The sequence below is a fragment of the Acidithiobacillus ferrooxidans ATCC 23270 genome (genome assembly GCF_000021485.1).
GTDB lineage: Bacteria > Pseudomonadota > Gammaproteobacteria > Acidithiobacillales > Acidithiobacillaceae > Acidithiobacillus > Acidithiobacillus ferrooxidans.
Genome location: NC_011761.1, coordinates 1 through 22,290, shown reverse-complemented (window position 1 = coordinate 22,290; position 22,290 = coordinate 1). Strand labels below are relative to the sequence as shown.

The window sequence follows — 22,290 nt, the reverse complement described above, 5'->3', positions numbered from 1 at the left end:
TTCATCCCAGTACTTCACCGACCTGTGGGCGATAACCGCGGGCGAAGTCACTGCCACTGAGCACTCCCTTACCTGCAGGCTGAACCGCCAGCAACTGCAATCGATCCTCACCACAGGTCACCACCACCCCGTCCTTTTCCACGGCGCTGATGCTGCCGGGCGCCTGATCACCTCCGGCGCCCAGCACCCGCGCCTGCCAGACCCGCAGGCCCTTGTCGCGAAAAAGCGTATGGGCGACCGGACTGGGATTGAACGCCCGCACCAGACGCTCCAGCGTCGCTGCAGGAAGCCGCCAGTCGAGCAGGGCCTCCTCCTTCTTCAGCTTGTGGGCATAGGTCACCAGCGCGGGGTCCTGAGGTACGGGTTTGAGCCGCTCCGCCCAGAGATCGTCCAGGACGTGACGCAAAGCCTTGCCACCCAACCGTGCCAAACGGTCGTGCAGGCTGGCCGCCGTGTCGTCAGCTGCGATGGGCAGGCGCTCCTCCCATAGCACCGGGCCGGAGTCGAGCCCGGCCTCCATCTGCATGATGGCGACACCGCTTTCTTTGTCGCCCGCCGCGATGGCCCGGGCGATAGGCGCCGCGCCGCGCCAGGCCGGCAGAAGGCTGGCATGCACGTTGATGGCGCCGCGCGTCGGCAAGGCCAGTATCGCTTGAGGAAGAATCTGACCGTAGGCCACGACGATCAGCAGATCCGGCGCCAGGCTCCGGAGCAATTCCAGGGCCTCGCCCGTTTTACAGGATTCCGGCTGAAAAACAGGAATGCCTGCGGCCAGAGCCTCCTGCTTGACCGGGCTGGCTTGCAACGTCCGCCCTCGGCCCGCCGGGCGATCCGGCTGTGTAAACACTCCGACGACGGCTTCCGGACCTTGCCGCAGTTCGGCGAGGGTGATGCGTGCAAACTCCGGTGTCCCGGCAAAAACAATGCGCTGTTTTTCAGTCACCGAGCCGCACCCTTTTTTCCGCCTTACGGCGAATCAGACTTTGCTTGAGGCGGGACAGATGGTCGATAAAAAGCGTGCCGTCGAGATGGTCGATCTCGTGCTGCAGGCAAACCGCCAGCAGACCGTCGGCCTCCAATTCAACGGTTTTGCCCTGTACCGTGGTGGCGCGTACCGTCACCTTTTCGGCGCGGCGCACCGTTTCCAGCACCCCTGGCACCGACAGACAACCCTCCTTCATCTCCTCCTCACCGGTGCGCGCGATGATTTCCGGATTCAGCAGGGTCAGCAGATCGTTGCGATTTTCCGAAACATCCACGACAATCAGCCGGTGGCCAGCGGCCACCTGTGGCGCGGCGAGACCGATACCCGGGGCATCATACATGGTCTCCGCCATATCGTCGGCAAGCTGCTGAATCTGTTTGTCCACCCTGGCTATGGGTCGAGCCACGTCCTTGAGGCGTGCGTCAGGAATCTCCAGTATCTTCAAAAGGGGCATTTCGTCACCAATTATTGCAATCCGGCAAAAATCGTATCTTGAACTAATACTATGCCCTGCGGAAGTCCGGCGGAGATCATTCATGCAGAAGAACATCTGGCGCAACACCCTATTTTGTCTCGGCCTCTGCGCCATGGCCCCGGTAATGGCGCAGGCGGCGCCGTCCGGCACACTGTTGCGCACTGCGCACAGCTACACCGTCAAACGTGGAGATACCCTCTGGGGTATTGCCGCACATTTTCTCAAAAACCCTTGGGAATGGCCGCGGCTATGGCACCGGAATACCTACATCAAAAACCCCAACCTGATCTATCCGGGCGACCGCGTCGTGATCACCCGCGGGCCGGGCGGCCAGCCGGAACTCCGTGTGATCGCGCTGCATCCTCAAATGACCGCGGAGCCCCTGCCCACGGTCGCACGCGGCGAGGTCATGCCTTTTCTCGGCAACCCCGGTGTCATCGCCAGCAAGAAGGCTTACGACCAACTGCCTTATCTTGCCGCCAGCGCCAGTGAGCATATCGTCTACGCGGTCGGCGACAAACTCTATGCCTCCGGTCTGGCACATGCGCCCGTTGGTGCCCATTACCAGATTGTCGCCCTCGGGCCGGAGCTCTATCGTCCCGGCCGCAAAAATGCCGTCGGTTATGCACTCCGCGATCTGGGCAGCGCCGTCGTGCGTCGCAATGGCGCCCACGCCGCCATGGAAATCACCAACGCCCTGAAGGAAATCTCGCTGGGCGACCGGCTGATACCCGCCACGAAGAGCGTTGTACCCCACTACTTCCCCAGCGCCCCCTCCCACCCGGTGAAGGCTCACATCATCGCCAAGATGAGTGATTATCCCGAAATCATGGTGGGTCAGGTGGTTATCGTGGACCAGGGCCGGGAAGACGGTCTACGCGACGGCAACGTACTACAGATTGAAAGAGCCGCGGAAACGACGAAAAATGCCGTGACCGGCAAAACCTTCGCCCTGCCACCCCAGAAGGTGGGCAGTGTGATGCTGTTCCGGGTCTTTCCCACCGTCTCCTACGCGGTGATTACCACGGCGACGCGTGGCATCCAGGTAGGTGACCATCTGGCCAGTCCGAGTCCCGTAACGGCCAGCGACAGCTCCGCAGGGAACGGGTGACCGACCGGGCCTGGCTCGCCCTCGGTCGGATCGCCGGCCTCGGCCCGATCCGCCAACGTGCCCTTCTGGAGCGCTTCGGTGCGGTGGATCGCTGTTTTCAAACCGGTGCCGGCGCCCTGCAGGGCCTTGGTTTGCAGGCGGCGCAAATCGCCGCTCTGCAGAAGGCGCCCGAGGACGTTCTCACGCCCGCAGACCGGCGCTGGCTGGAAAGTCCCGATACCGACCTCTGTCGCTGGACGGACAGCGACTACCCGCCGTTGCTACGCCATATCTCCGACCCGCCCCTGCTGCTCTATTTACGCGGACAGCGCGCCTGCCTGAACCAGGCCATGCTGGCGATCGTCGGCAGCCGCAGCCCCACCGCGAGCGGTGTCGCGACGGCCGAAGCCTTCGCCAGAAATCTGGGCGAGGCGGGCCTGATCATCAGCAGCGGTCTGGCCCTCGGCATCGATGCCGCCGCCCATCGCGGCGCGCTGAACAGCGGCACCGTCGCCGTGCTCGGGACCGGCGCCGATCTCATCTACCCGCGCAGCCACCTGCAGCTTGCCCGCCAGATTGCCGGACAGGGTCTCATCCTCAGCGAACAGCCCCCCGATACCGGCCCGCGCAGTGGCCTCTTCCCCCGCCGCAACCGCATCATCAGCGGCCTCAGCCTGGGTGTACTGGTGGTCGAGGCCGCTGAGGGCAGCGGCTCACTGATCACCGCCCGTCTGGCGATGGACCAGGGCCGCGAAGTTTTTGCCATCCCCGGCTCCATCCACTCGCCGCTGTCGCGCGGCCCGCACCGCCTCATCCGCGACGGCGCCAAACTGGTCGAGAGTGCCGAGGACGTGCTCAGCGAACTCGGTCCCCTGTACGCCGTGTTGCGGAACGCTCAGGCGATGGCACCCGCAGCAGACTGGCAGCCGGAAGATCCGGCCCAGGCCAGAGTCTGGGCCGCCATGGATTTCGACCCCCTCGCCCCGGAACAGATCGCCAACCGCTGCGGATTGACGCTGACCGAGCTTTCGGCCATCCTCTTGGACATGGAATTACAAGGTTACCTCGCGGCCTGTCCCGGCGGCCGTTTCTGTCGCCTCCCACCTGTTTCCTAAGGCCAAGGTATGGAAGACGTCATAGATATCATCAGTTATTTGCTCGACCATCTCGACGAAGACGACAACGACGACATGGTTGAAGAGCATTTGCGTGCTGTCGGTTTTGCCGACGGCGATATTCAGCGTGCCCTCGACTGGATGGAAGGCTTTGCGGTAGAGGAGCAAGAGGCGACCAGCCCCCGCTCTCTGCGCGCCTACCATCCCTACGAACAGCAAAGTCTTTCGGTGGCCGCCCGCGGGCAGTTACACGACTGGGAGCGGCTTGGTGTCATCAACGGCGCCATGCGTGAACGCATTATCGATCGCCTGCTCGCCCTGGAACTGGACGACACCGATCTCGAAACCCTCGACTGGGTGACCTTCATGGTGATGGCCAACGACCCCGGTCCCGAGGCCTTCTGGGTCGATGCCCTGCTGGGCAATGACGGCGCACGGATTCTCCACTGACCCATGGCACACCAGCTCGTTATCGTAGAATCACCGGCAAAAGCCAAGACCATCCAGAAATATCTGGGGGACGATTTTCAGGTCCTTGCGTCCTACGGCCATGTCCGTGATCTGCAGCCCAAAGAGGGCGCCGTGGATACGGAGCATGATTTCGCCATGCGCTACACCCCCATCGAGCGCAACGAGCGCCATGTGGACGCCATCGCCAAGGCCCTGCGCGGTGCCGATAAACTATGGCTCGCCACCGATCCGGATCGCGAAGGCGAGGCCATCTCCTGGCACCTGGTGGAGCTCTTGCGCGAACGCCAGCTGCTCGGCGACAAGCCGACGCAACGCGTGGTCTTTCATGAAATCACCAAAAAAGCCGTGCAGGAGGCCATTGCCCATCCCCGCGAAATCGCCATGGATCTGGTCAACGCCCAGCAGGCGCGCCGCGCCCTCGATTATCTGGTGGGCTTCAACCTGTCACCGCTGCTCTGGCGCAAGGTGCGTCCGGGGCTCTCCGCGGGACGGGTACAAAGTGCCGCCCTGCGCCTGATCTGTGAGCGCGAAAACGAAATCGAGGCCTTCGTCAGCCGCGAATACTGGACCATCGCCAGCCGCCTGCAACACGCGGGCAGCGCGTTCACCGGCCGCCTGACCCACTGGCAGAATAAAAAGCTCGAACAGTTCGACATCGCCGACGGTGACCAGGCCCAGGCCATTCGTAGCGGCATGGAAGACGACCTCGGTCGCCAGGCACTGCGGGTCCGGGAAGTGGAGCGCAAAAGCCGGCAACGCCAGCCGGCCGCGCCCTTCACCACCTCCACTCTGCAGCAGGAAGCGTCGCGCAAGCTCGGCTTCAACGCCAGCCGGACCATGCGCGTTGCCCAACAGCTTTATGAAGGCATCAATATCGGCAACGAGACCGTGGGCCTCATCAGTTATATGCGTACCGATGCCGTCAATCTCGCCGAGGAGGCCATTGCCTCGATCCGTACTTTTATCGATGGCTACTACGGCAGCGAATTTGTCCCCGAGACGCCGCGCCGCTACAAGACCAAAACCAAGAACGCCCAGGAAGCGCACGAAGCCATCCGTCCTACGGACATCGCGCGCACCCCGGAATCCCTCCAGGGGGTGCTGGAACGCGATCTCTGGCGCCTGTACGATCTGGTCTGGAAGCGCAGCATTGCCTGCCAGATGGCGCCGGCCCGCCTCGATCTCGTCGCCGTGGATATGGATGCCGGGACACACTGGACCCTGCGCGCCAACGGCTCCACGGTGACCTTTCCCGGCTTCATGGCCGTCTATCAGGAAGGCAAGGACGACGGCGACGAGGATGAGAGCAACCGCATCCTGCCGCCCCTCGATGTCGGCGATGAACCTCTGGTGCTCGGCATCGATCCCGAACAGCACTTTACCGAGCCCCCTCCTCGTTACAGCGACGCCACCCTGGTCAAAACCCTGGAAGCCCACGGTATCGGCCGACCATCCACCTACGCCAGCATCATTCAGACTCTGCAGAACCGCGAATACGTCGCCGTCGAGCAGCGCCGATTCCATCCTACCGACCTCGGCCGGGTAGTCGGCCGGTTCCTGATCAACCACTTTGAACGATATGTGGACTACGGCTTCACCGCCAGCATGGAAGATGAACTGGACGCCGTCTCCCGCGGCGAAAAGCAATGGCAACCCGTCCTCAGTGCGTTCTGGAGCCCCTTCCGCGCGCTGCTCGACGAAAAAGCCAACGTCAGCCGCGCCGAAGCGACCAGTGAGGCGCTGGAGGAAGCCTGCCCCCAATGTGGCAAGCCCTTATTCCTGCGCCTCGGGCGCCATGGGCGTTTCGTGGCCTGTTCCGGTTATCCCGAATGCAACTATACCCGTCCGGTAGACGGGCCGCGCGAACCCGCCGAACCCGTAGGCCGCGATTGTCCCGATTGTGGCAAGCCGTTGGTGTACAAAACCGGGCGTTATGGGCGTTTCATCTCCTGCAGCGGCTATCCGGAATGTAAACATATCGAACCACTGACCCAGCCCAAGTCATCGGGCGTCACCTGTCCCCAGTGCGGTGAGGGCGAACTGGTCGAAAAACGCAGCCGCTACGGCAAGGTTTTTTATTCCTGCAATACCTACCCCAAATGCACTTACGCCGTCTGGGGACCACCGGTGGCACGGCCCTGTCCGCGTTGCGGCTGGCCCATCATGATCGAGAAAAGCGGCAAGCGGCTGGGAGAGCAGCTTGCCTGCCCGCAGAGCGAATGTGCTTTCCACTTCCCGGCAAACGCCAGCGACGCGGAAATCGCCGCCCTGCTGCCCGGATACAGCCCGCCGCCGCCCCGCGAAAAGCGCGCGCCCCCGGCCAAGAAGGCTGCTCCCGCCCGCAAAACCACAGCGAAAACGGCCAAAAAACCGGCCACGGAAGCCACGGCGGTTGCCGCCCAAAAAACCGCGAAAGCCAAAACGACGAGCGCCGCGGCAAAAAAACCCGCCGCTTCCAAAGCCAGGGGCCCGTCAGCCGGCGAAGGCAAGACCTCCCCATCCCGTAAACGCGCCGCGAAAGGTGCCAGCGATTCATGACCTACGTCGTTACCGAAAACTGTATCCAGTGTAAATATACCGATTGCGCGGAGGTCTGCCCGGTGGAGTGCTTCCACGAAGGGCCGAACTTTCTCGTCATCGATCCCGTTGAGTGTATAGACTGCGCTGCCTGCGTGCCCGAGTGCCCGGCCGACGCGATCTTCGCAGACGACGAGGTACCGCCCGATCAGCGCGACTTTACCGCCATCAACGCGGAGCTTGCCCGAGACTGGCCGGTCATCCTCCGTAAAAAAGCGGCTTTGCCGGATGCGGAAACCTGGAATGGCAAGGGCGACAAGCGCCCTTTGCTGCGACGCTCATGAAGCGATGCGCGCCGATGTTTCACGTGAAACATGGCTAACCCCCGCTCCCCCGGCACGGAATCCAGCGCACCCCTACGCGTGTCAGGGGGCGTTTTCACCCTCTCCATCCTCCATCTGGAAAGCAATAATCCACAGCAGCTCGCCCAACGCATCGCCGAAGAGCATCGTCGCCACCCAGCGGCCGCCGATTTCCATCGCCATGCACCGGTGGTCCTGGATCTGAGTGCCATACCCGAAGAAGCGCCTTTGGCTTTGCCCGAAATCCTGGAGGTATTGCGCGCCGCCAACTGGTTCCCGGTCGGTTTGCGTAATGCCGCGCCCGGCCACCAGGCTCTGGCGCAAGCGCTGCACCTTCCCGTTTTGCGGGGCCAGGAGCGTAACGCCGCCCTGCAACCGGAGACGCCGCCGCCAGCGCAACCCGTCCCCGCAAATCCGGGCGGTCTGATTATGGATCACCCCATACGCGGTGGCCAACGCAGCTACGCCCGCGGTGGCGATCTCGTCTGTCTTGCCGCCGTCAACGCCGGCGCCGAGATCATGGCCGACGGCAACATCCACGTATACGGCCCCTTACGTGGCCGCGCCCTTGCCGGTGTCAACGGGCAGGAGACAGCGCGAATTTTTTGCATGAGCCTGGAGGCGGAACTGGTTTCTGTCGCGGGTCTCTACCGGACGCTGGAACCTGGCTATCCCCTCTGGGGCAAAGCGGCACAGATTTACAGCCGCGACGAGCAATTGCATATTACGGCTTTAAACATATAAATCCTGGAGAAAAGAACCGTGGCCAAAATCATTGTCATCACTTCCGGAAAGGGTGGGGTCGGCAAAACCACCACCAGCGCCGCCTTTGCCAGCGGCCTCGCCCTGCGTGGCTATCGTACCGTCGTCATCGACTTCGACGTGGGTCTGCGCAACCTCGATCTGATCATGGGTTGCGAGCGACGGGTCGTGTACGACCTCATCAATGTCATCCAGGGCGAGGCCAAATTGCAGCAGGCGCTCATCAAGGATAAGCGCTGTGAGAACCTCTACGTGCTGCCCACGTCCCAAACCCGCGACAAAGATGCCCTGACCACCGAAGGGGTAACGGCGGTCATGGATGAACTGCGCAAGGATTTCGACTATATCGTTTGCGATTCACCGGCGGGGATCGAGTCGGGTGCGCTCATGGCGCTCTACCATGCCGACGAAGCCATTGTGGTCACCAATCCGGAAGTCTCCTCCGTCCGCGATTCCGACCGTATTCTCGGCATTCTCGCCGCCCGCTCGCGGCGGGCGGAACAGGGGGAGGAACCGGTGAAGGAGCATCTCCTCCTCACCCGTTACTCCCCCAAGCGCGTCGAGGATGGGGAAATGCTTTCTCTGGGCGACGTGAAGGAGCTGCTGCGCACCCCCCTGCTGGGCGTGATCCCCGAATCCGAAGTGATCCTCCAGGCCTCCAATCAGGGCATACCCGCCATTCACATGGAAAACAGCGATGTGGCAGAGGCCTATAAGGACGTCGTCGCCCGCTTCCTCGGTGAAGAGCGCCCCCTGCGCTTTATTCAGCCGGTCAAGGTGGGGTTCTTCAAACGACTCTTTGGAGGCTGACATGTCCTTTCTTGATTACTTCCTCGGTTCCCGCAAAAAGAGCGCCAATGTCGCGAAGGATCGTCTGAAACTGATCCTCGCCCACGAGCGGGATGCCGACGGTCCCGACTTCCTGCCGGCATTGCAGGAAGAACTCCTGGCGGTGATCGCCAAATACATTCCCGTGGACAAGGAAAACATCAAGGTGAGCATGGAACGGCGGGGAGATTTTGAAGTGCTGGAATTGAACGTTCTTTTCCCGGATCAGCACTGAGCACGGCAGCCACTCAAAAACTATAAGCAAGAGGTCGGTGGCCCGAAACCGACGTGGTAACCCCGTAAGTCAATGCGATGACTTGCTGACGATAAGCCAGAACCAATAGGGCACGATGAGAACAAAAAGCGTCCTTGGTGAAAATTATGGGGGTGATGCCTTTCATGTGCACGTGGTACAAGGAGATTGTAGAGCTGTATTGATATTGCATTGCCCGGATGGGCCACCGGAGCTACGGGAGAATATCGGCTTTTCCAGAACGGTGATGCGTCACATTTTGGAAGAATGCATATCCCGATTGACGTTATTCTGTGGAAAGTTGGAGAGGCACCATGGACCAGGTAGACAAAATTCTTGAGCGCGACTGGGACGCTGCAAATCAGCGTGGACAGGAGACGCTTGCCGCTGGCCCGCTGGCGGTGTCCGCCTACTATGACCAACCTACGGGAAAAGTCGTTGTCGAGCTGAACAACGGCGTTGGCCTGCACATCCCACCGGCGTTGATTCAAGGCATGGAGCATGCCACCCCCGCAGACATGGCAGAGATCGTCATAGAAGGGCATGGCATTGGGTTACGCTTCCCGCGGCTGGACGCTGATCTGTACGTCCCCGCATTGGCGCGGGGGGTTCTCGGCGCATCCGCATGGATGCGTAGCCTTGGACGGAAAGGGGGTATATCAAAAAGTCCCGCCAAGGCAGAGGCAGCCAGAAAAAACGGACGGCTTGGCGGACGTCCGCCATCAACGGAAAAGAAGGCCGTACCGTAATAACGGGATGAGGGGGTCCACTATAGACCGCCCCGACTTCCTGCCGGCATTGCAGGAAGAACTCCTGGCGGTGATCGCCAAATATATCCCGGTGGACAAGGAAAACATCAAGGTGAGCATGGAACGGCGGGGATAACCGCCGAGTTTAGGATCACCAGTCAGTACGTGACCGTTACCGTAATGGTGTCGGTGTAGGCGCCGGGGCTTGGATTTTGCAGGGCAGGAATCTGGCCGTAGACGGTGGCGCTGCCAGAGCAGGGTATGCCCAGGAAACTAATTAGACAATTACCACTGACCGTCGCGGTGCCGCTTGTACCGTCGCCCCATACCGTAGTATGCCCGGAATCGGTATAGAGTTGGTAGGATAAATAGGAGTTTCCGGAGGCCATCCGTCGGTTGGAAAAGCTGCCACCGCTGTTGACACCCGCATTGAGCGCGATCGTCCAATTGAACAACAGCCCAAGGGTAGCGCTACAACTGACCGTCACTGTGCCGGTGGAATTCGAGGCGGCGGACGGCACATAGGTTCCGAACGCAACGCCGGTGGCGGTAACGCTGCAGGCCGCATCGACCGCCGTCGGCGCAAAAATCAGCAGTGCGGCTAAAGCGAGCTTCCGTTTCATGGTCCGTCCTTCCGGCAGGTTAGGGGGCCAATCGATGGAATCGTGCCGGCTATGGGATGATACGTAAAGGTAACGATGCAGCGTTGCCCATCCGGCCGCTCGACAAGCAGCCGATTGTGGGGGCTCAGGTTGACTACGTAGGCCTCACCATCGTAGCCGACCGGGACACTGACACCGGTTTTCTGGAGTGTGGCGACGCTACCGACCGGAAGATTCTTGCCCGATTGATCCACTAGACGTAACAGCGCGCCGTAACTCGCCCGTATGGGGAACTTCACGACAACACCGGACCGGTCCGGTGGGCGCACGTCGCGAGTCGCATAGGGTAGAGTGGCATTGATCGGCACATCATTGGGATCGATGGCGATATGGTTGGCCTGGTAAGAGCGCAGGTCCGGAACCAGCAGTTGTCCAGCCGAGTCGGTTCGCCCAACCAACCGATTCTCGTCCAGGACGCGAATATTTCCGAAACCATCGGTATCAACGATGGCAAAGCTGTTGTTGATGGTGTTGGACGCGAACAATCCGCCATCCATAAAAGAAAGAGCGCCCCGTACCTCGCCCTGCACCAGGGTTTGCCGGTCGATCCGACTGGCGCCCGCCGAAACAAGTCCCCAGGGCGACTTGTATTGCAACTGGCCGAATTCCTGGCTGGTCCGGCCAGTGGTGGCGTAGGCCTGATAGCCCCAGTCCCCGATCGTGACCGGGGACTGCATGAGCTGCACCTGAGCGGAATCGTTTCCCGAAGAGGATGCCAGACTACCCCCGATCGAGCTCCGGCTGCCGAGCGGAATGGTCACTCCCATCTGCACACCACTGTCGCCACTATTGGCGAAATCATGGTAGCCCGTGGCGTAGAACGATACTGGGCCAATCTGCAGCGAATAGCTGGCCGAAAGGATATGAGCGTGTTCGGCAGGCAGGAAATAATATACGCTTACGGGCGCCCCGCCTTCCGTCACCACGGTTCCGGGTGGAGCGTATACCGGGATTGGCATCGATGCGGCATTACGGTCGATACCGGCATAGCTGATACCAAAGGAGCCGAAACGGCCGAGGGACAGACCGACGTTGGCACTGATCTGGCGCGTCGGGACCGGATCTCCGTTCATTGCTGCTATATCGCGAAAGTCGGGATCGGCAAAGATCGCCGAGGCGCCAGCGCTGAAAACACGGCCGATGCGCTGGACCCCGACGGAGAACTGCGCACCGGTGTGCCCTTGAGATGTACTGCCTGCGGCGGAAAGATTCAGTACGCCACGATTGTCGATATTCACCACGATACCGCCGCCTGCCATGGCCACTCCCCGCGTACCTTCGGCATGGGCTTCCACCGTCAGCGCGTCCGTGAGGCCACGGCGAAAGGTTATGGATCCGGCCAATGGGCCATAGTCGTTGCTGAGGAAACCCCAGTTGAGCCGCACGAATCCAAGCCCGGCCGAGAAGGTCTGCAGTCCAGGCGCAAGCAGATTCGCACTGGCATAGAACGGCAGGGTCGTAGTGACCTGTTGCCCGAGCGCATTGGTCACCGTCGTCACCACCGTTCCGGCACCAGTGATCATCGGGACCTGCGGGATCTCGAAGGGACCGGGCCGCACCTGGCTCGAAAGCACCTGCATGCCGTTGACCAGCACGTTGACCGTCGAGGGAACGGCGACGGTTCCGCTGACGCCGGGCAATGGGAAGGTAATTAGATCAGGTCGCATAGAGAAGTCTGAGCTGATTTGTATGCCACCCAGGCGGACCGGACGGGTCCAGCTCAAACCACCGGTAATGAAGTCCCCGACGCGATAGCGGCGCAGTGTTTCCGGATCCGAATAGGTATAGGTGCTGTTCAGGCGTATTACGGCGTTTGTTCCCAGGCCCTGAGGGCCGCCGCCGACATAGGCCAACAGACCCGAACTTGCCACACCCCAAGGCGAGAAGGCCCGGAAGTTGAATTGCCCGGCACCCAGTTTCTGGCCTGCGACCGAAGTGCCGGTGACATCGTAGTCGAGGGTCGCCCCAAGGCCGCTTTGCACCGGAAGCTCGCTGGCAGGGCTTGTTTCGGTGTGCAGGAGTTGAGGCAAGAGCCGTTTGCTGCCCACCGTGACGTAAAGCGTCTGCGTGGCCTGATCGATATGCCAAGCAAAGTCGGGAAGTTCGGACAAGGCGACGCGGCCATCCGTCCCGACCGGAATGGACTTGGGAACCTTGAAGCCAAGATCATGCAACTCTTGTGGCCGAGCGCGCAACGTGCCTTTGTTCAACCGAAACTCGCCAATCTTGCCCGTATGGTAGCCGTTGACCACTACGGAGAGCAGCAGCGTCTCACCACCGCCAGCTATTGCCCTCTGTGCCGCACCCATCAAGATCAGCGCGACGACGATCGCGGCGGCGAACCGTATCGCGAAGGAGCGCGATTGATCATGGACTGCCAACAACCCGGACCGACTGGTCAATATGCCCGGTATTGGTGCGTGCCGTTAGTTGCAGGACTGCGCCAGGGGCCAGTGGAGAGGACGGTGTGACGATGTGCCAGCGCATTGTGGCCCCCGCCAAGATATAAGGGTTGATATTGGACTCGACTTTCAGCGTGCCCCCGCCAGGGGCCTGGAGTTTGATGTCGCGGAGAGTCTCGTGGCGTGTACCGTCATTAATACCGACCAGAAAAGTCTGTCCGTTGCGTCTTTCCACCTGCCATAGCACATGGGGCGCAACCCGAGTCTGGGGCTCGGCAAAGATCGGGATCGACATACGCAGTGCGATCCGGACCATCCCGGGCGCCGCTGGCGGCGGGATTTCATCCAGCAGGATTCGGTAACTGGCCTCCCTTCCCTGTGGGGGTCGGCGCAACACCATGCGAATAATCTGGCGACCACCTGGCGCAAGGGTGCCAAGGGGTGGACTGGCCAGCAATTCGGCGGTGGGCGTCAATTTGTTGTGGCCAGACACTTGTGTCCAGGCGAAGGTGCGAACCTGAAAGGCGATCTCGCGGTTACCGTGGTTGATGACCGTCAACGTCGTTGCCTTCTGCCCGGGCGCCATCTGAATGATGACCGGCAGCACGGTCAGGGATACTGCGCTGGCTATGCCGACGGCAAACGAGATAATAAATATACTCGTGACGCCGACAATAAGGCGCCGGATATTTGCAGCACCGCTCCACATCATACATCTCCCTTCAGTAGGTGATCGTCGCGGTGATGGTATCGGTATAGGTTCCTGGTGCAGGATACTGCCCAGCCGGAATTTGGCCATAAACGGTCAGTGCCTGGGCGCTGCCATTCCCCGTTCCGGTTTTCGTATCTGTGCCCACGGTGTTGCCCCAGTTAGTGGTGTACGCCGCATCCTGAAAGAGTCCGTAAGACAAGGTTGCCGAGCTGGGGCCAGTCATTGCCCGTGTGCTTACGGTTGCAGCAGTGGCCGTTCCTGCGTTAAGACCAACATTGTAGGGTGTGGTGTTGGTGCAGGTGACGGTAACCGTGGAGTTGGCGTTTGTTACCGCACCGGTATAGGTGCCGAAAGCCAGGTTGGTGGCGGAAATCGTGCAAGTGGCCGCAACGGTAGCGGTAACCGTGAACGTGGCAGTGGCTGTAGAGGCCTCGGTCTGACCAGATAACAGACCAAGGGTCAGCGTTGACAGCACGCTGAGGCCGAAGAATAATTTTTTGTGCTGTTCCCGAAACAATTTCACGATACACCTCCCATTTGTTATACTACCTGGGTGTAAGTATAACGCAAATTCCACAGCATAATTGGATTTAAATCGAGTAAATAATATGTCTTTTTCATATTCCCCTGAACGTTAGGTGATCCAGCCACTGACTGGAGAGTCTTTCCAGCAAGCGATTCTGACTCTGGCGGGCGGTCAGGTTGTCCAGATCCACCCAGGCCAGGGGCTGATCCTGCTGGGCGCAGGAAAATACCGCCTTGGTGCGCTGTCCCGTTTCGGGGTCGATCTGCCATTGCAGACACTGGGCGCAGACGCCTTTGAGCATACACTGCATGGGACTGCCCACCGTCGCCGTAGCCTCCAGATCGGCCCGGAAATAGGGCTGTAGCTCCCCCTGGAGGGCCTGCTGAAAGGCCTTGAGCAGGCCGGTGGACCCCATGACCATCAGGCGATCCACACTGTTCAGGGCGATCTCCATCCCATGGGCCTTTTGCCCCGGCAACTCCCCGGCCCCATAGGCCCGCAACAAGGCGACCATGTCAGAGGCCTCGACACTGAGGTCCTGCTGGCGGTGGGTCTCGATCAACGAGCCGCTGCCCGTACACCAGATGATCTGGTCCGCGGCTTCTTCCAGCTCCGCCTGGTGATCCAGTTCGCTGGCTTTGCCCAATGCCGCCACATAGAGCACGCGGTTGCCCGCCGCCCGCAAGGCCGGGCCGATATCCAGCATCACCGCCGCACCCCAGCGTCCCGCGACCACCAGTATGGTCTTGCCGCTGGGGATGTCGGTGGGCGCGCCGGTCGGTCCCATGAGTATCAGAGGGTCGCCCGGCTGCAAACGTCCCACCAGACGCGGTCCGGTGCCCCACTGCAGGATCATGAGGCGCACCGCGTCGCCTTCCACCCCTGCACCGCTGACCGTCAGCACCGGTATCTGCAGGCGGGTACCGTCCACGATCGGGCTGTGACTCTCGAAGGTCTGCAAACGGAAAAACTGTCCCGGCCGGAAATTGCGGGCCGCCAGCGGGGCTTCCACCCACATCTCGGTGACGGCGGGGTTGCTGCGATCCATGCGGAGTACCCGCATGCTCAGCAGATGCTGCAACCGTTGCTGAAAGCCATGCACGTCGGGATCCACGGCGGTATCCAGCGTCCCCAGGCTCTGCATGACCTGCGGATACGTCGCCTTGGCCGAGGCGATGGCCTTGACCACGCTGCCGTGGAAGACCGGGTGGGTATCCCCAATAAAACTGATCCGGTGTCCCTGCGCATCACCATAGGAAGTAAAGGGACCGGCCTCGGGGGCTTTGCAGTGCTCGGCCACCTGCACCGCTTGCAACGGCCCGTTGTCGTGGGCCACATGGGTCAGGAAGTGGTCCCCGTCCAGTTGGAAAGTCCCCGGATATTCCCTTTCATAGATGGTGTTGGGGACAGTGCCGGCGGCAATGAAGACGGCCCGCGCGGGAAGCCGCACGTCCTGATCGCTGGCCAGCCAGCGCCCTTCCACCTCGCGCATTTGGCGGAAGACCATGTGCGCGATATGCCCATAGCTATCTAATTCTGCCCGGAGAGGATCGAGACCCTCACCATAATAGATCCCTTCTTCCATGGCCTTGATGAGTTCTTCATGGTTGCGGGTATAGGCGGGTGCCTGCTGCATCCCCTTCCGGTATGCCAGGGTGACGCCGCCCCAGGACTGGATCAGCGGCACGAAATTGGGCGATTCGTTCCCTGCTGCGGCGCGCTCGCGCTCGGCACGCACGGCGCGGCCGTGGGTCAGGAACTCGTCGAGAATCCCGGCATCCTCGGCGGAGAGTCCGGCGCGGAGTTTTTCTTCTCCGGAATGGGTCACCATCGCTTCGTAGCGCGCCAGCACCTTCTCTACCTGCCGCACATAATAGGCCTGTACCTCGGTGGCGGTATCCACCGCCGTGAGGCCACCGCCAATCACCACCGCCGGCAGGCGTACCTGCAGATTGGCGAGACTGGACCGCTTGCCCGCTCCGGTGAGCTGCAGCGCCATGAGGAAGTCGCTGGCCTGACGCATACCGCGCGCCAGACTCTCGCCCATGGGCACCACCCGCGGCAGACCCGCGCCGGTAGCGATGCAGACATGATCGAAACCCAGTTCCCAGGCGTTTTCGAGGGTGATGGTCCCGCCCAGCCGTACGCCGCCGAAAATCTGGAAATTCGAGCGCCGCGCCAGGGTCAGGTAGATCAACTTGAGAAAATTCTTGTCCCAGCGCACGGTAATGCCATATTCGGCCACACCGCCAAACCCGAGCAGAATGCGTTCGTCGAGGTCCTCCTGGAGATGGCTCCAGTCGCGGATGGGCTGCTCCAGCCACTGCCGGGGCAGGGGTTCGACTTTCAGGCCATCGATACCCACCACCGCACAACCTTCCTGCAGGAGATGATGGGCCATGGTGAAGCCAGCCGGGCCCATGCCCGCCACCAGTACCTTGCGCCCGTTATAGGGCTGCGCCAAGTATTGCACGGCGCGCAACGGGTTCCAGCGGGTCAGCAGATCGTAGAGTTCCACGCCCCAGGGCAGATTCAACACATCCGTGAGGATCCGCGTTTCAATCTGCGGGATGTTCACCGGATCCTGCTTCTGGTAGACGCAGGCCTTCATACAGTCGTTGCAGATGCGGTGTCCGGTGGCGGGGACCATGGGGTTGTCCACCATGGCCATGGCCAGGGCGGCGATATGGAATCCGTCCCGCTTCAGTACCTGCATCTCGGAGATTTTTTCTTCCAGGGGACAGCCTGTCAGGGTGACGCCCAGGGGGTCCACCTTGAGACCCAGTTCCGGCACGCCCTTTTTCTCCGGAAAGCCCTTGGAACAAAAATCACCTTCGTGATCATGGCAGTACAAACAATAATGGACTTCATTCTGGACGCTGCGGGCGTCCATACGCAGATCGGTCAGATGAAAGCTGTCGCGGCGCCGCAGGGTGCCGTCCGGCGCCACGAAGGGTGCACCGGGGAGATCCTCCCGACGTTTCAAGGGTACCAGCGCCTCGTGGTCCACTCGTTGGGGGAGACGGAAACTGGACCAGCCCTGCACCGCCAGGGCGGCCTGTGGATCACTCAGGATGCGGGCACACCACCGGGTCAGACGGTCGATGGCCACGGCATGAGCCGCTTCATCCTCGAGCCATGCTTCACCCAGCCGGGCAATGGCCCATTCGCGATCTTCCAGCGGCCAGCCACGCTGCCGGATTTCGCTGTCCAACCACTGATCCAGATCGGCAAAGGATTCGGGGAATTCGCCCCGGTAACGGCGCGCGCGGCGCAACACGAAATGCTTTTTGAACGCCATGACTACGTCATGACTGCGGGTCCGGGCCTGCAACGCCGCCACTTCCGACCCCAGGTGGAAGAGCTGCGCGACAAATCGTTCCAGGTGCGGCGCAAGCCGCAGCAGAAACTCGCTCTGGGCTTTATCCGCAGGCCGCGCTCCGGCGGCACGATATACCTGCAGGTCTTCCACCAGGGTCTGGTCTTTTTCCGCCAGGACACGAAGAAATTCCCCATCCAGCCGCGCGAGCCCTTCAGAAGTAAAAAGTTCTTTATATTCAAAGTTTAGTAAATTAAGCACCAGGATCTCCCGAGTCATACCAGCGACTGCGCTGCGACTGCATTCACAAAGCTGTCATATTCTGCTGGCAATATGGGATTCTGTCATCTTTTCAGGATGGCCGGAGGAAATATCATCCGTTGACCCATATCACTGCGTTTTGATCAGGAAGCCGCCGCGCGATCAGATATCGAGTCTGGATACAAAACGCGCATTCTCCTCGATAAAGCGCCGACGCGGTTCCACCGCGTCGCCCATGAGCATGGAAAAGACCTCGTCGGCGGCGATGGCGTCTTCCACATCCACCCGCACCAGACGGCGGTTTGCGGCATTCATGGTGGTTTCCCAGAGCTGTTCCGGATTCATTTCACCGAGTCCCTTGTAGCGCTGAATCTCGACGCCACGGCGGGCATCCGCCAGAAGCCAGTCCATGGCGGTGCGGAAACGGCTGACGGCAAGCCCTCGTTCGCCCCTTTCCATACGCGCTCCCACGCCGATTTTGCCCTCGATCTGCCGCGCATAATCCGCCAGATGTCGATATTCGCCCCCGGCAAAAAAATCCTGATCGAAGAAACGCAGTTCCACGCTGCCATGATGTTCGCGGCGCACCACCAGGCGCAAGGCCTCCGCTTCACCCACCCGCTCCACCGTGTAATGTTCGGCGGGCAGGGCATTCACTTCCAGTGCCGCGCGGAGCTGCCGCGCAAAATCGTCCCAGGTGGCGCTATCCGCCGACTCCGCAACGATGGGTGGCAAGGTGGCCAAGGCCCAGAGCAGAGTACTGGGATAACGCCGTTCCAGACGCTGCACCAGTGCCTCGATGTTCTGGTATTGACGCATCATGCCGCCCAGTTGCTCATCCGTTACCGGCTCGGCATCCGCCGCGGGACGGAATTGCGCGCCCTGCATGGCAATTTCACGCAGATAGGCGGCCAGTTCGCCGTCATCCTTGAGGTAGCGTTCCTCCTTGCCCTTCTTGACCTTGTAGAGGGGCGGCTGGGCGATGTAAATATGGCCGCGTGCCACGAGATCGGGCATCTGCCGATAGAAAAAGGTCAGCAACAGGGTGCGGATGTGGCTGCCGTCCACGTCCGCGTCCGTCATGATGATGACCCGGTGATAACGCAGCTTAGCCACATCAAAATCCCCGGCACCGATACCGGTACCCAGCGCGGTAATCAGGGTGCCAATTTCGTCGGACGAAAGCATCCGGTCGAAACGCGCCCGTTCCACATTGAGGATTTTGCCCTTCAGGGGAAGGATGGCCTGATGCCGGCGATCCCGGCCCTGTTTGGCAGAGCCGCCTGCGGAATCGCCCTCCACCAGATAGATTTCACACTGGGCCGGATCTTTCTCCTGACAGTCGGCCAGCTTGCCGGGAAGGTTGGCAATGTCCAGCGCCCCCTTGCGGCGGGTCAGTTCCCGTGCCCGCCGGGCGGCTTCCCGCGCCCGCGCCGCTTCGACGATCTTGGCGGCGATGGCCTGCGCCTCTTTGGGATGCTCATCCAGAAACATGGTCAGCGCCTCGGACATGGAGGACTCGACTATCGGTTTGACCTCGCTGGAGACCAGTTTTTCCTTGGTCTGCGAAGAAAATTTGGGGTCCGGTACCTTGACGGAAAGCACCGCTGTCAATCCTTCGCGTGCATCCTCGCCACTCACCGCAACCTTGGCCTTGGCGATGATGCCTTCCCGTTCCATATACTGGTTCAAGGTACGGGTCAGGGCACCGCGAAAGCCCGCCAAATGGGTGCCGCCATCGGCCTGGGGAATATTGTTGGTGAAGCAGAGCACCGCCTCGTTATAGCCTTCGTTCCACTGCAGGGCCGCTTCGACGACAATGCCGTCGCGCTCGCCGGTGAGAGTGATCACACTGGGATGAATGGCGGTTTTGCTGCGGTTGAGATGCTCTACGAAAGCGCGAATACCGCCTTCATAATGAAAGGTTTCCTCCCGGCTGGCCCGCTCATCCAGCAGGGTGATATGCACGCCGGAATTGAGAAAGGCCAGTTCGCGCAAGCGCTTCGCGATGATCTCGAAGTGAAAATGGGTATCGGCAAAAACCTGGGGCGAGGGTTTGAAGCGGATGGTACTGCCATGTTTGCGTGATGCATCGCCGCGGGCGATGGGTGCCTGGGGTTCGCCATCGTGATACTCCTGGGTCCAGACATAACCGTCACGGAAGATGCGCAATTGCAGAGTTTCCGAAAGGGCGTTGACCACCGAGACACCAACCCCGTGCAAGCCGCCGGAAACCTTGTAGGCGTTGTCATCGAACTTACCACCTGCATGCAGCACGGTCATGATGACTTCGGCAGCGGATCGGCCCTCCCCGGCGTGCATGTCCACCGGTATACCACGACCGTTGTCGCTGATGCTGACGGATTCATCCTCGTGGATGGTCACGATGATGGTATCGCAATACCCGCCGAGCGCCTCATCGATGGCGTTATCCACTACTTCGAAGACCATGTGATGCAGTCCGCTGCCGTCATCGGTATCGCCGATATACATGCCGGGGCGTTTGCGTACCGCTTCCAGACCTTTCAACACCTGGATACTGGAAGAATCGTATGTTTCCATCATCATGCCGTTTCCTTCTCAAGCTGGCCTGCTGCCAGACAAAAATGACTGCCGCCCACCGTCGCCGGAATCTGCCGGGCGGTGGTGACCGCAGCAAAGATCTGCACACCCAGCAGATCGAGTTCGTTGACCCACCAATCCCGTGCCGAAGCGTCCAGCTCCGCCGCGAAATCGTCGATCAGTATGGTCGGCAGGGGCAACCCGGCCTGCTTCAGGATTTTCACCTGCGCCAGACGATAGGCCAGACCCAATACCCGCAACTGGCCCCGCGAAAGAATATCCGGTGCCGGTTTGCCGCGTACCCGGAATGCCAGATTGGCGCGATGCGGGCCGCTGTGGGTATAGCCCGCTTCGCGATCCTGTTCGTGATCCCGCAGCAGGCAGTCGCCCAGCGCCATGCCTTCCTTCCAACCGCTGTGCAGATGCAGACTGAGCCCGGACAATGATCCGGACCAGCGTTCCCAGAGGGTCACGACTTCGAGCTGCACAGCGGCGAGATGGGCCTGCCGCCGCTGCTGGATGTCTTCGCCGGCGACGATGACACCATCGTCCCAGGGTTGTCGGCCATGATCGCTTTTCAGCCAGGCATTGCGTTGCTGCAACGCCCGTCGGTATTGGCGAAATACCGTGCCGTAATACCGGTCTGCGTAATAAATGCCCCAGTCCAGTACGCGCCGGCGGCCCTCCGCCGTCCCCGAGACAAAGTGGCTGTTGTCCTCGTGCAGGCTTTGCAGAGGCAAAATATCCAGCAGTAGCCAGGCAGAACCGAGCGGCTCCCCATCATAGCGTATTTCTCGTTCTTCGCCACGCCGGCGCAGGGCGAGGAAATGACCGGACAGATGCGCACTGACCAGATAGGCGTCGTCCCCCTCCCGCAGGACATGGCGGGACCCATGTCGCCAGGTCTGCCCCGTACCAAGCACGTGGATGGCTTCCAGCACCGAGCTCTTGCCCGCGCCGTTGGCGCCTATCAGCCAGTTCCACTGGCGGTCCGTTTTCAGATCCAAGGTTTCTATGCAACGCACAGACTGGATATGCAGTGCCTCCAGGGGCATCTCAAAGACGAACGGGCATGATGATATACAGGGGATTATTGCTGTCTACCGGGGTGAAAACGGCGCTGCTGTCGCTGTCCTTGACCCGCATCCGCAAACTTTCCTGGGGGAATATCTGGGTCGTGTCCGTCAGATAGCGGCTGTTGAAAGCGATATCCAGGGTGTCACCCTGATACTCGACGGGAATCTGGATTTCGCCTTCCTCCTGCTCCTCATTGCGGCTGCGCAGGGTCATCTGGTCGTTTTCCAGATGAAGATGGGTGGTCGGATTACGGTCGCTGACCAGAACGTCGCTCTGCTGCAAGGCACTTTTGAAGGCCTGGCGGTCCAGTATGGCGAAGCGGGGGTGTCCCTGGGGGATGACCCGGCGGTAATCGGGATATTTGGCGTCGATGAGCTTGCAGGCGAACTGCTGTGTACCATCATTGAGCAGAAAGCTGGCATCCGACATTTCCAGAACGATGTCGCCGTCATCGAGAATCCGCAGTAGTTCGAGGACGGCTTTGCGCGGCAGTATGGCCTGGTAGCTTCCGCTTTCCAGGCTGCTGGCAAAAGGCAGGGTCATCATGGCCAGACGATGACCGTCGGTGGCTACGAGACGCAGCTCCTGACCTTCCACCTCGATGAGGACGCCGTTCAGAAAAAGCCTTGCGTCGTTCTGTGCCATGGTGTTGGCGACGACGGCGAGCGCTTCGCGAAAGGTTTTGGCATTGCCGTTACCCTGACAGAGGCTGCTGTGGGTACTGAGGTACGGAAATTGATCGGCGGGTAATATGTGCAGGGTAAAGCGGCTCTTGGCGGCCTTCAGGAGCAGCTTTTCGCCGTCTTTATGAAATTCTATGGGGGTGTGTTCGGGTAACGCCCGACAGATGTCATAGAGTTTGCGAGCGGGGACGGCGCAAGTGCCCGGCGCATCTACCGGGTGATCCAGGTCGGCGGAAAGCTGGACTTCCAGATCGGTAGCGACGAAGCGGCAGTGTTGGCCTGCGGCTTCGATAAGGACATGGGCCAGAATTGGTTGTACCGGGCGCCGGTCGGCAATATTGGCCATATTCGCCAGGATGGGGAGAAGATCTTCACGATCTATGGTGATTTTCATCGGGATGTGCTCCTAGAATGCCAGGACTGGAAAGGGATCGATGGCGTCTCTTTATAAAAATAATTTATATTTTTTCTTTTAACTA

The 22,290-nt window shown here is 60.7% G+C and carries 19 protein-coding genes and 1 pseudogene; 10 read left to right on the top strand and 10 right to left on the bottom strand.

Translation table 11 applies throughout. The features are described 5' to 3' along the window. Nucleotide 1 precedes the first annotated feature (1 nt). The gene (gene fmt, locus AFE_RS00100) at nucleotides 2-943 is read right to left on the bottom strand and encodes a methionyl-tRNA formyltransferase (protein WP_012535749.1); all 942 of its coding nucleotides are present in this window, start codon (nucleotides 941-943) and stop codon (nucleotides 2-4) included. Beyond that, complete coding sequence (def, locus tag AFE_RS00095; RefSeq protein WP_009562205.1) at nucleotides 936-1,439, bottom strand: peptide deformylase; 504 nt, start codon at nucleotides 1,437-1,439, stop codon at nucleotides 936-938. Before def ends, fmt begins: the two co-directional genes overlap by 8 nt. Nucleotides 1,440-1,521: 82 nt before the next feature. Between def and AFE_RS00090 the strand changes: the two genes are divergently transcribed. The 10 genes and pseudogenes from AFE_RS00090 to AFE_RS00045 form a co-directional block, all read left to right on the top strand. Then, a complete protein-coding gene (locus AFE_RS00090; protein WP_009562203.1) occupies nucleotides 1,522-2,571 on the top strand; it encodes a LysM peptidoglycan-binding domain-containing protein in 1,050 nt (349 codons plus the stop codon). Then, a complete protein-coding gene (gene dprA, locus AFE_RS00085) occupies nucleotides 2,568-3,665 on the top strand; it encodes a DNA-processing protein DprA (RefSeq protein ID WP_009562201.1) in 1,098 nt (365 codons plus the stop codon). The genes AFE_RS00090 and dprA overlap by 4 nt, the downstream gene beginning before the upstream one ends. Nucleotides 3,666-3,674: 9 nt before the next feature. Continuing rightward, nucleotides 3,675-4,115 carry a DUF494 domain-containing protein gene (locus AFE_RS00080; RefSeq protein ID WP_009562199.1) on the top strand — a complete coding sequence of 147 codons (441 nt, stop codon included), beginning with the start codon at nucleotides 3,675-3,677 and terminating at the stop codon, nucleotides 4,113-4,115. 3 nt (nucleotides 4,116-4,118) lie between these two features. Further along, entirely contained in the window at nucleotides 4,119-6,674 is a 2,556-nt protein-coding gene (topA, locus tag AFE_RS00075; protein ID WP_012535748.1) for a type I DNA topoisomerase, read from the top strand. Then, a complete protein-coding gene (gene fdxA, locus AFE_RS00070; RefSeq protein WP_012535747.1) occupies nucleotides 6,671-6,997 on the top strand; it encodes a ferredoxin FdxA in 327 nt (108 codons plus the stop codon). Before topA ends, fdxA begins: the two co-directional genes overlap by 4 nt. Before the next feature lie 30 nt (nucleotides 6,998-7,027). Next, on the top strand, nucleotides 7,028-7,759 hold the full coding sequence (minC, locus tag AFE_RS00065) for a septum site-determining protein MinC (RefSeq protein WP_012535746.1): 732 nt from the start codon (nucleotides 7,028-7,030) through the stop codon (nucleotides 7,757-7,759). An 18-nt stretch (nucleotides 7,760-7,777) separates the two neighbouring features. Beyond that, on the top strand, nucleotides 7,778-8,587 hold the full coding sequence (minD, locus tag AFE_RS00060) for a septum site-determining protein MinD (protein ID WP_009562194.1): 810 nt from the start codon (nucleotides 7,778-7,780) through the stop codon (nucleotides 8,585-8,587). Nucleotide 8,588: 1 nt separating this feature from the next. Continuing rightward, nucleotides 8,589-8,840 carry a cell division topological specificity factor MinE gene (gene minE / locus AFE_RS00055; protein ID WP_009562192.1) on the top strand — a complete coding sequence of 84 codons (252 nt, stop codon included), beginning with the start codon at nucleotides 8,589-8,591 and terminating at the stop codon, nucleotides 8,838-8,840. Between the two features lie 332 nt (nucleotides 8,841-9,172). Then, entirely contained in the window at nucleotides 9,173-9,607 is a 435-nt protein-coding gene (locus AFE_RS00050; protein ID WP_012535745.1) for a DUF2442 domain-containing protein, read from the top strand. 25 nt (nucleotides 9,608-9,632) lie between these two features. Further along, a pseudogene (locus AFE_RS00045) lies at nucleotides 9,633-9,743 on the top strand (cell division topological specificity factor MinE); the annotation flags it as partial. 22 nt (nucleotides 9,744-9,765) lie between these two features. Here the strand turns inward: AFE_RS00045 and AFE_RS00040 are convergent. The 8 genes from AFE_RS00040 to dnaN all read right to left on the bottom strand — a co-directional run bounded on the left by AFE_RS00040 (nucleotide 9,766) and on the right by dnaN (nucleotide 22,205). Further along, nucleotides 9,766-10,230 carry a Csu type fimbrial protein gene (locus AFE_RS00040; protein WP_009562187.1) on the bottom strand — a complete coding sequence of 155 codons (465 nt, stop codon included), beginning with the start codon at nucleotides 10,228-10,230 and terminating at the stop codon, nucleotides 9,766-9,768. Next, on the bottom strand, nucleotides 10,227-12,671 hold the full coding sequence (locus AFE_RS00035; RefSeq protein ID WP_012606472.1) for a fimbria/pilus outer membrane usher protein: 2,445 nt from the start codon (nucleotides 12,669-12,671) through the stop codon (nucleotides 10,227-10,229). Before AFE_RS00035 ends, AFE_RS00040 begins: the two co-directional genes overlap by 4 nt. Then, the gene (locus tag AFE_RS00030; protein WP_225487352.1) at nucleotides 12,637-13,383 is read right to left on the bottom strand and encodes a fimbrial biogenesis chaperone; all 747 of its coding nucleotides are present in this window, start codon (nucleotides 13,381-13,383) and stop codon (nucleotides 12,637-12,639) included. Before AFE_RS00030 ends, AFE_RS00035 begins: the two co-directional genes overlap by 35 nt. A gap of 10 nt (nucleotides 13,384-13,393) precedes the next feature. Continuing rightward, nucleotides 13,394-13,906: a Csu type fimbrial protein gene (locus tag AFE_RS00025; protein WP_009568596.1), complete on the bottom strand. Its 513-nt coding sequence runs from the start codon at nucleotides 13,904-13,906 to the stop codon at nucleotides 13,394-13,396. A 94-nt stretch (nucleotides 13,907-14,000) separates the two neighbouring features. Then, nucleotides 14,001-17,507 carry an FAD-dependent oxidoreductase gene (locus tag AFE_RS00020; RefSeq protein WP_012535741.1) on the bottom strand — a complete coding sequence of 1,169 codons (3,507 nt, stop codon included), beginning with the start codon at nucleotides 17,505-17,507 and terminating at the stop codon, nucleotides 14,001-14,003. Nucleotides 17,508-17,651: 144 nt separating this feature from the next. Continuing rightward, nucleotides 17,652-20,054, bottom strand: coding sequence for a DNA topoisomerase (ATP-hydrolyzing) subunit B (gene gyrB / locus AFE_RS00015; RefSeq protein ID WP_012606471.1), 2,403 nt, complete (start codon nucleotides 20,052-20,054; stop codon nucleotides 17,652-17,654). Continuing rightward, nucleotides 20,054-21,106: a DNA replication/repair protein RecF gene (recF, locus tag AFE_RS00010; protein ID WP_009560801.1), complete on the bottom strand. Its 1,053-nt coding sequence runs from the start codon at nucleotides 21,104-21,106 to the stop codon at nucleotides 20,054-20,056. The genes gyrB and recF overlap by 1 nt, the downstream gene beginning before the upstream one ends. Before the next feature lies 1 nt (nucleotide 21,107). Further along, complete coding sequence (gene dnaN, locus AFE_RS00005) at nucleotides 21,108-22,205, bottom strand: DNA polymerase III subunit beta (RefSeq protein WP_009560802.1); 1,098 nt, start codon at nucleotides 22,203-22,205, stop codon at nucleotides 21,108-21,110. Between the last annotated feature and the right edge of the window lie 85 nt (nucleotides 22,206-22,290).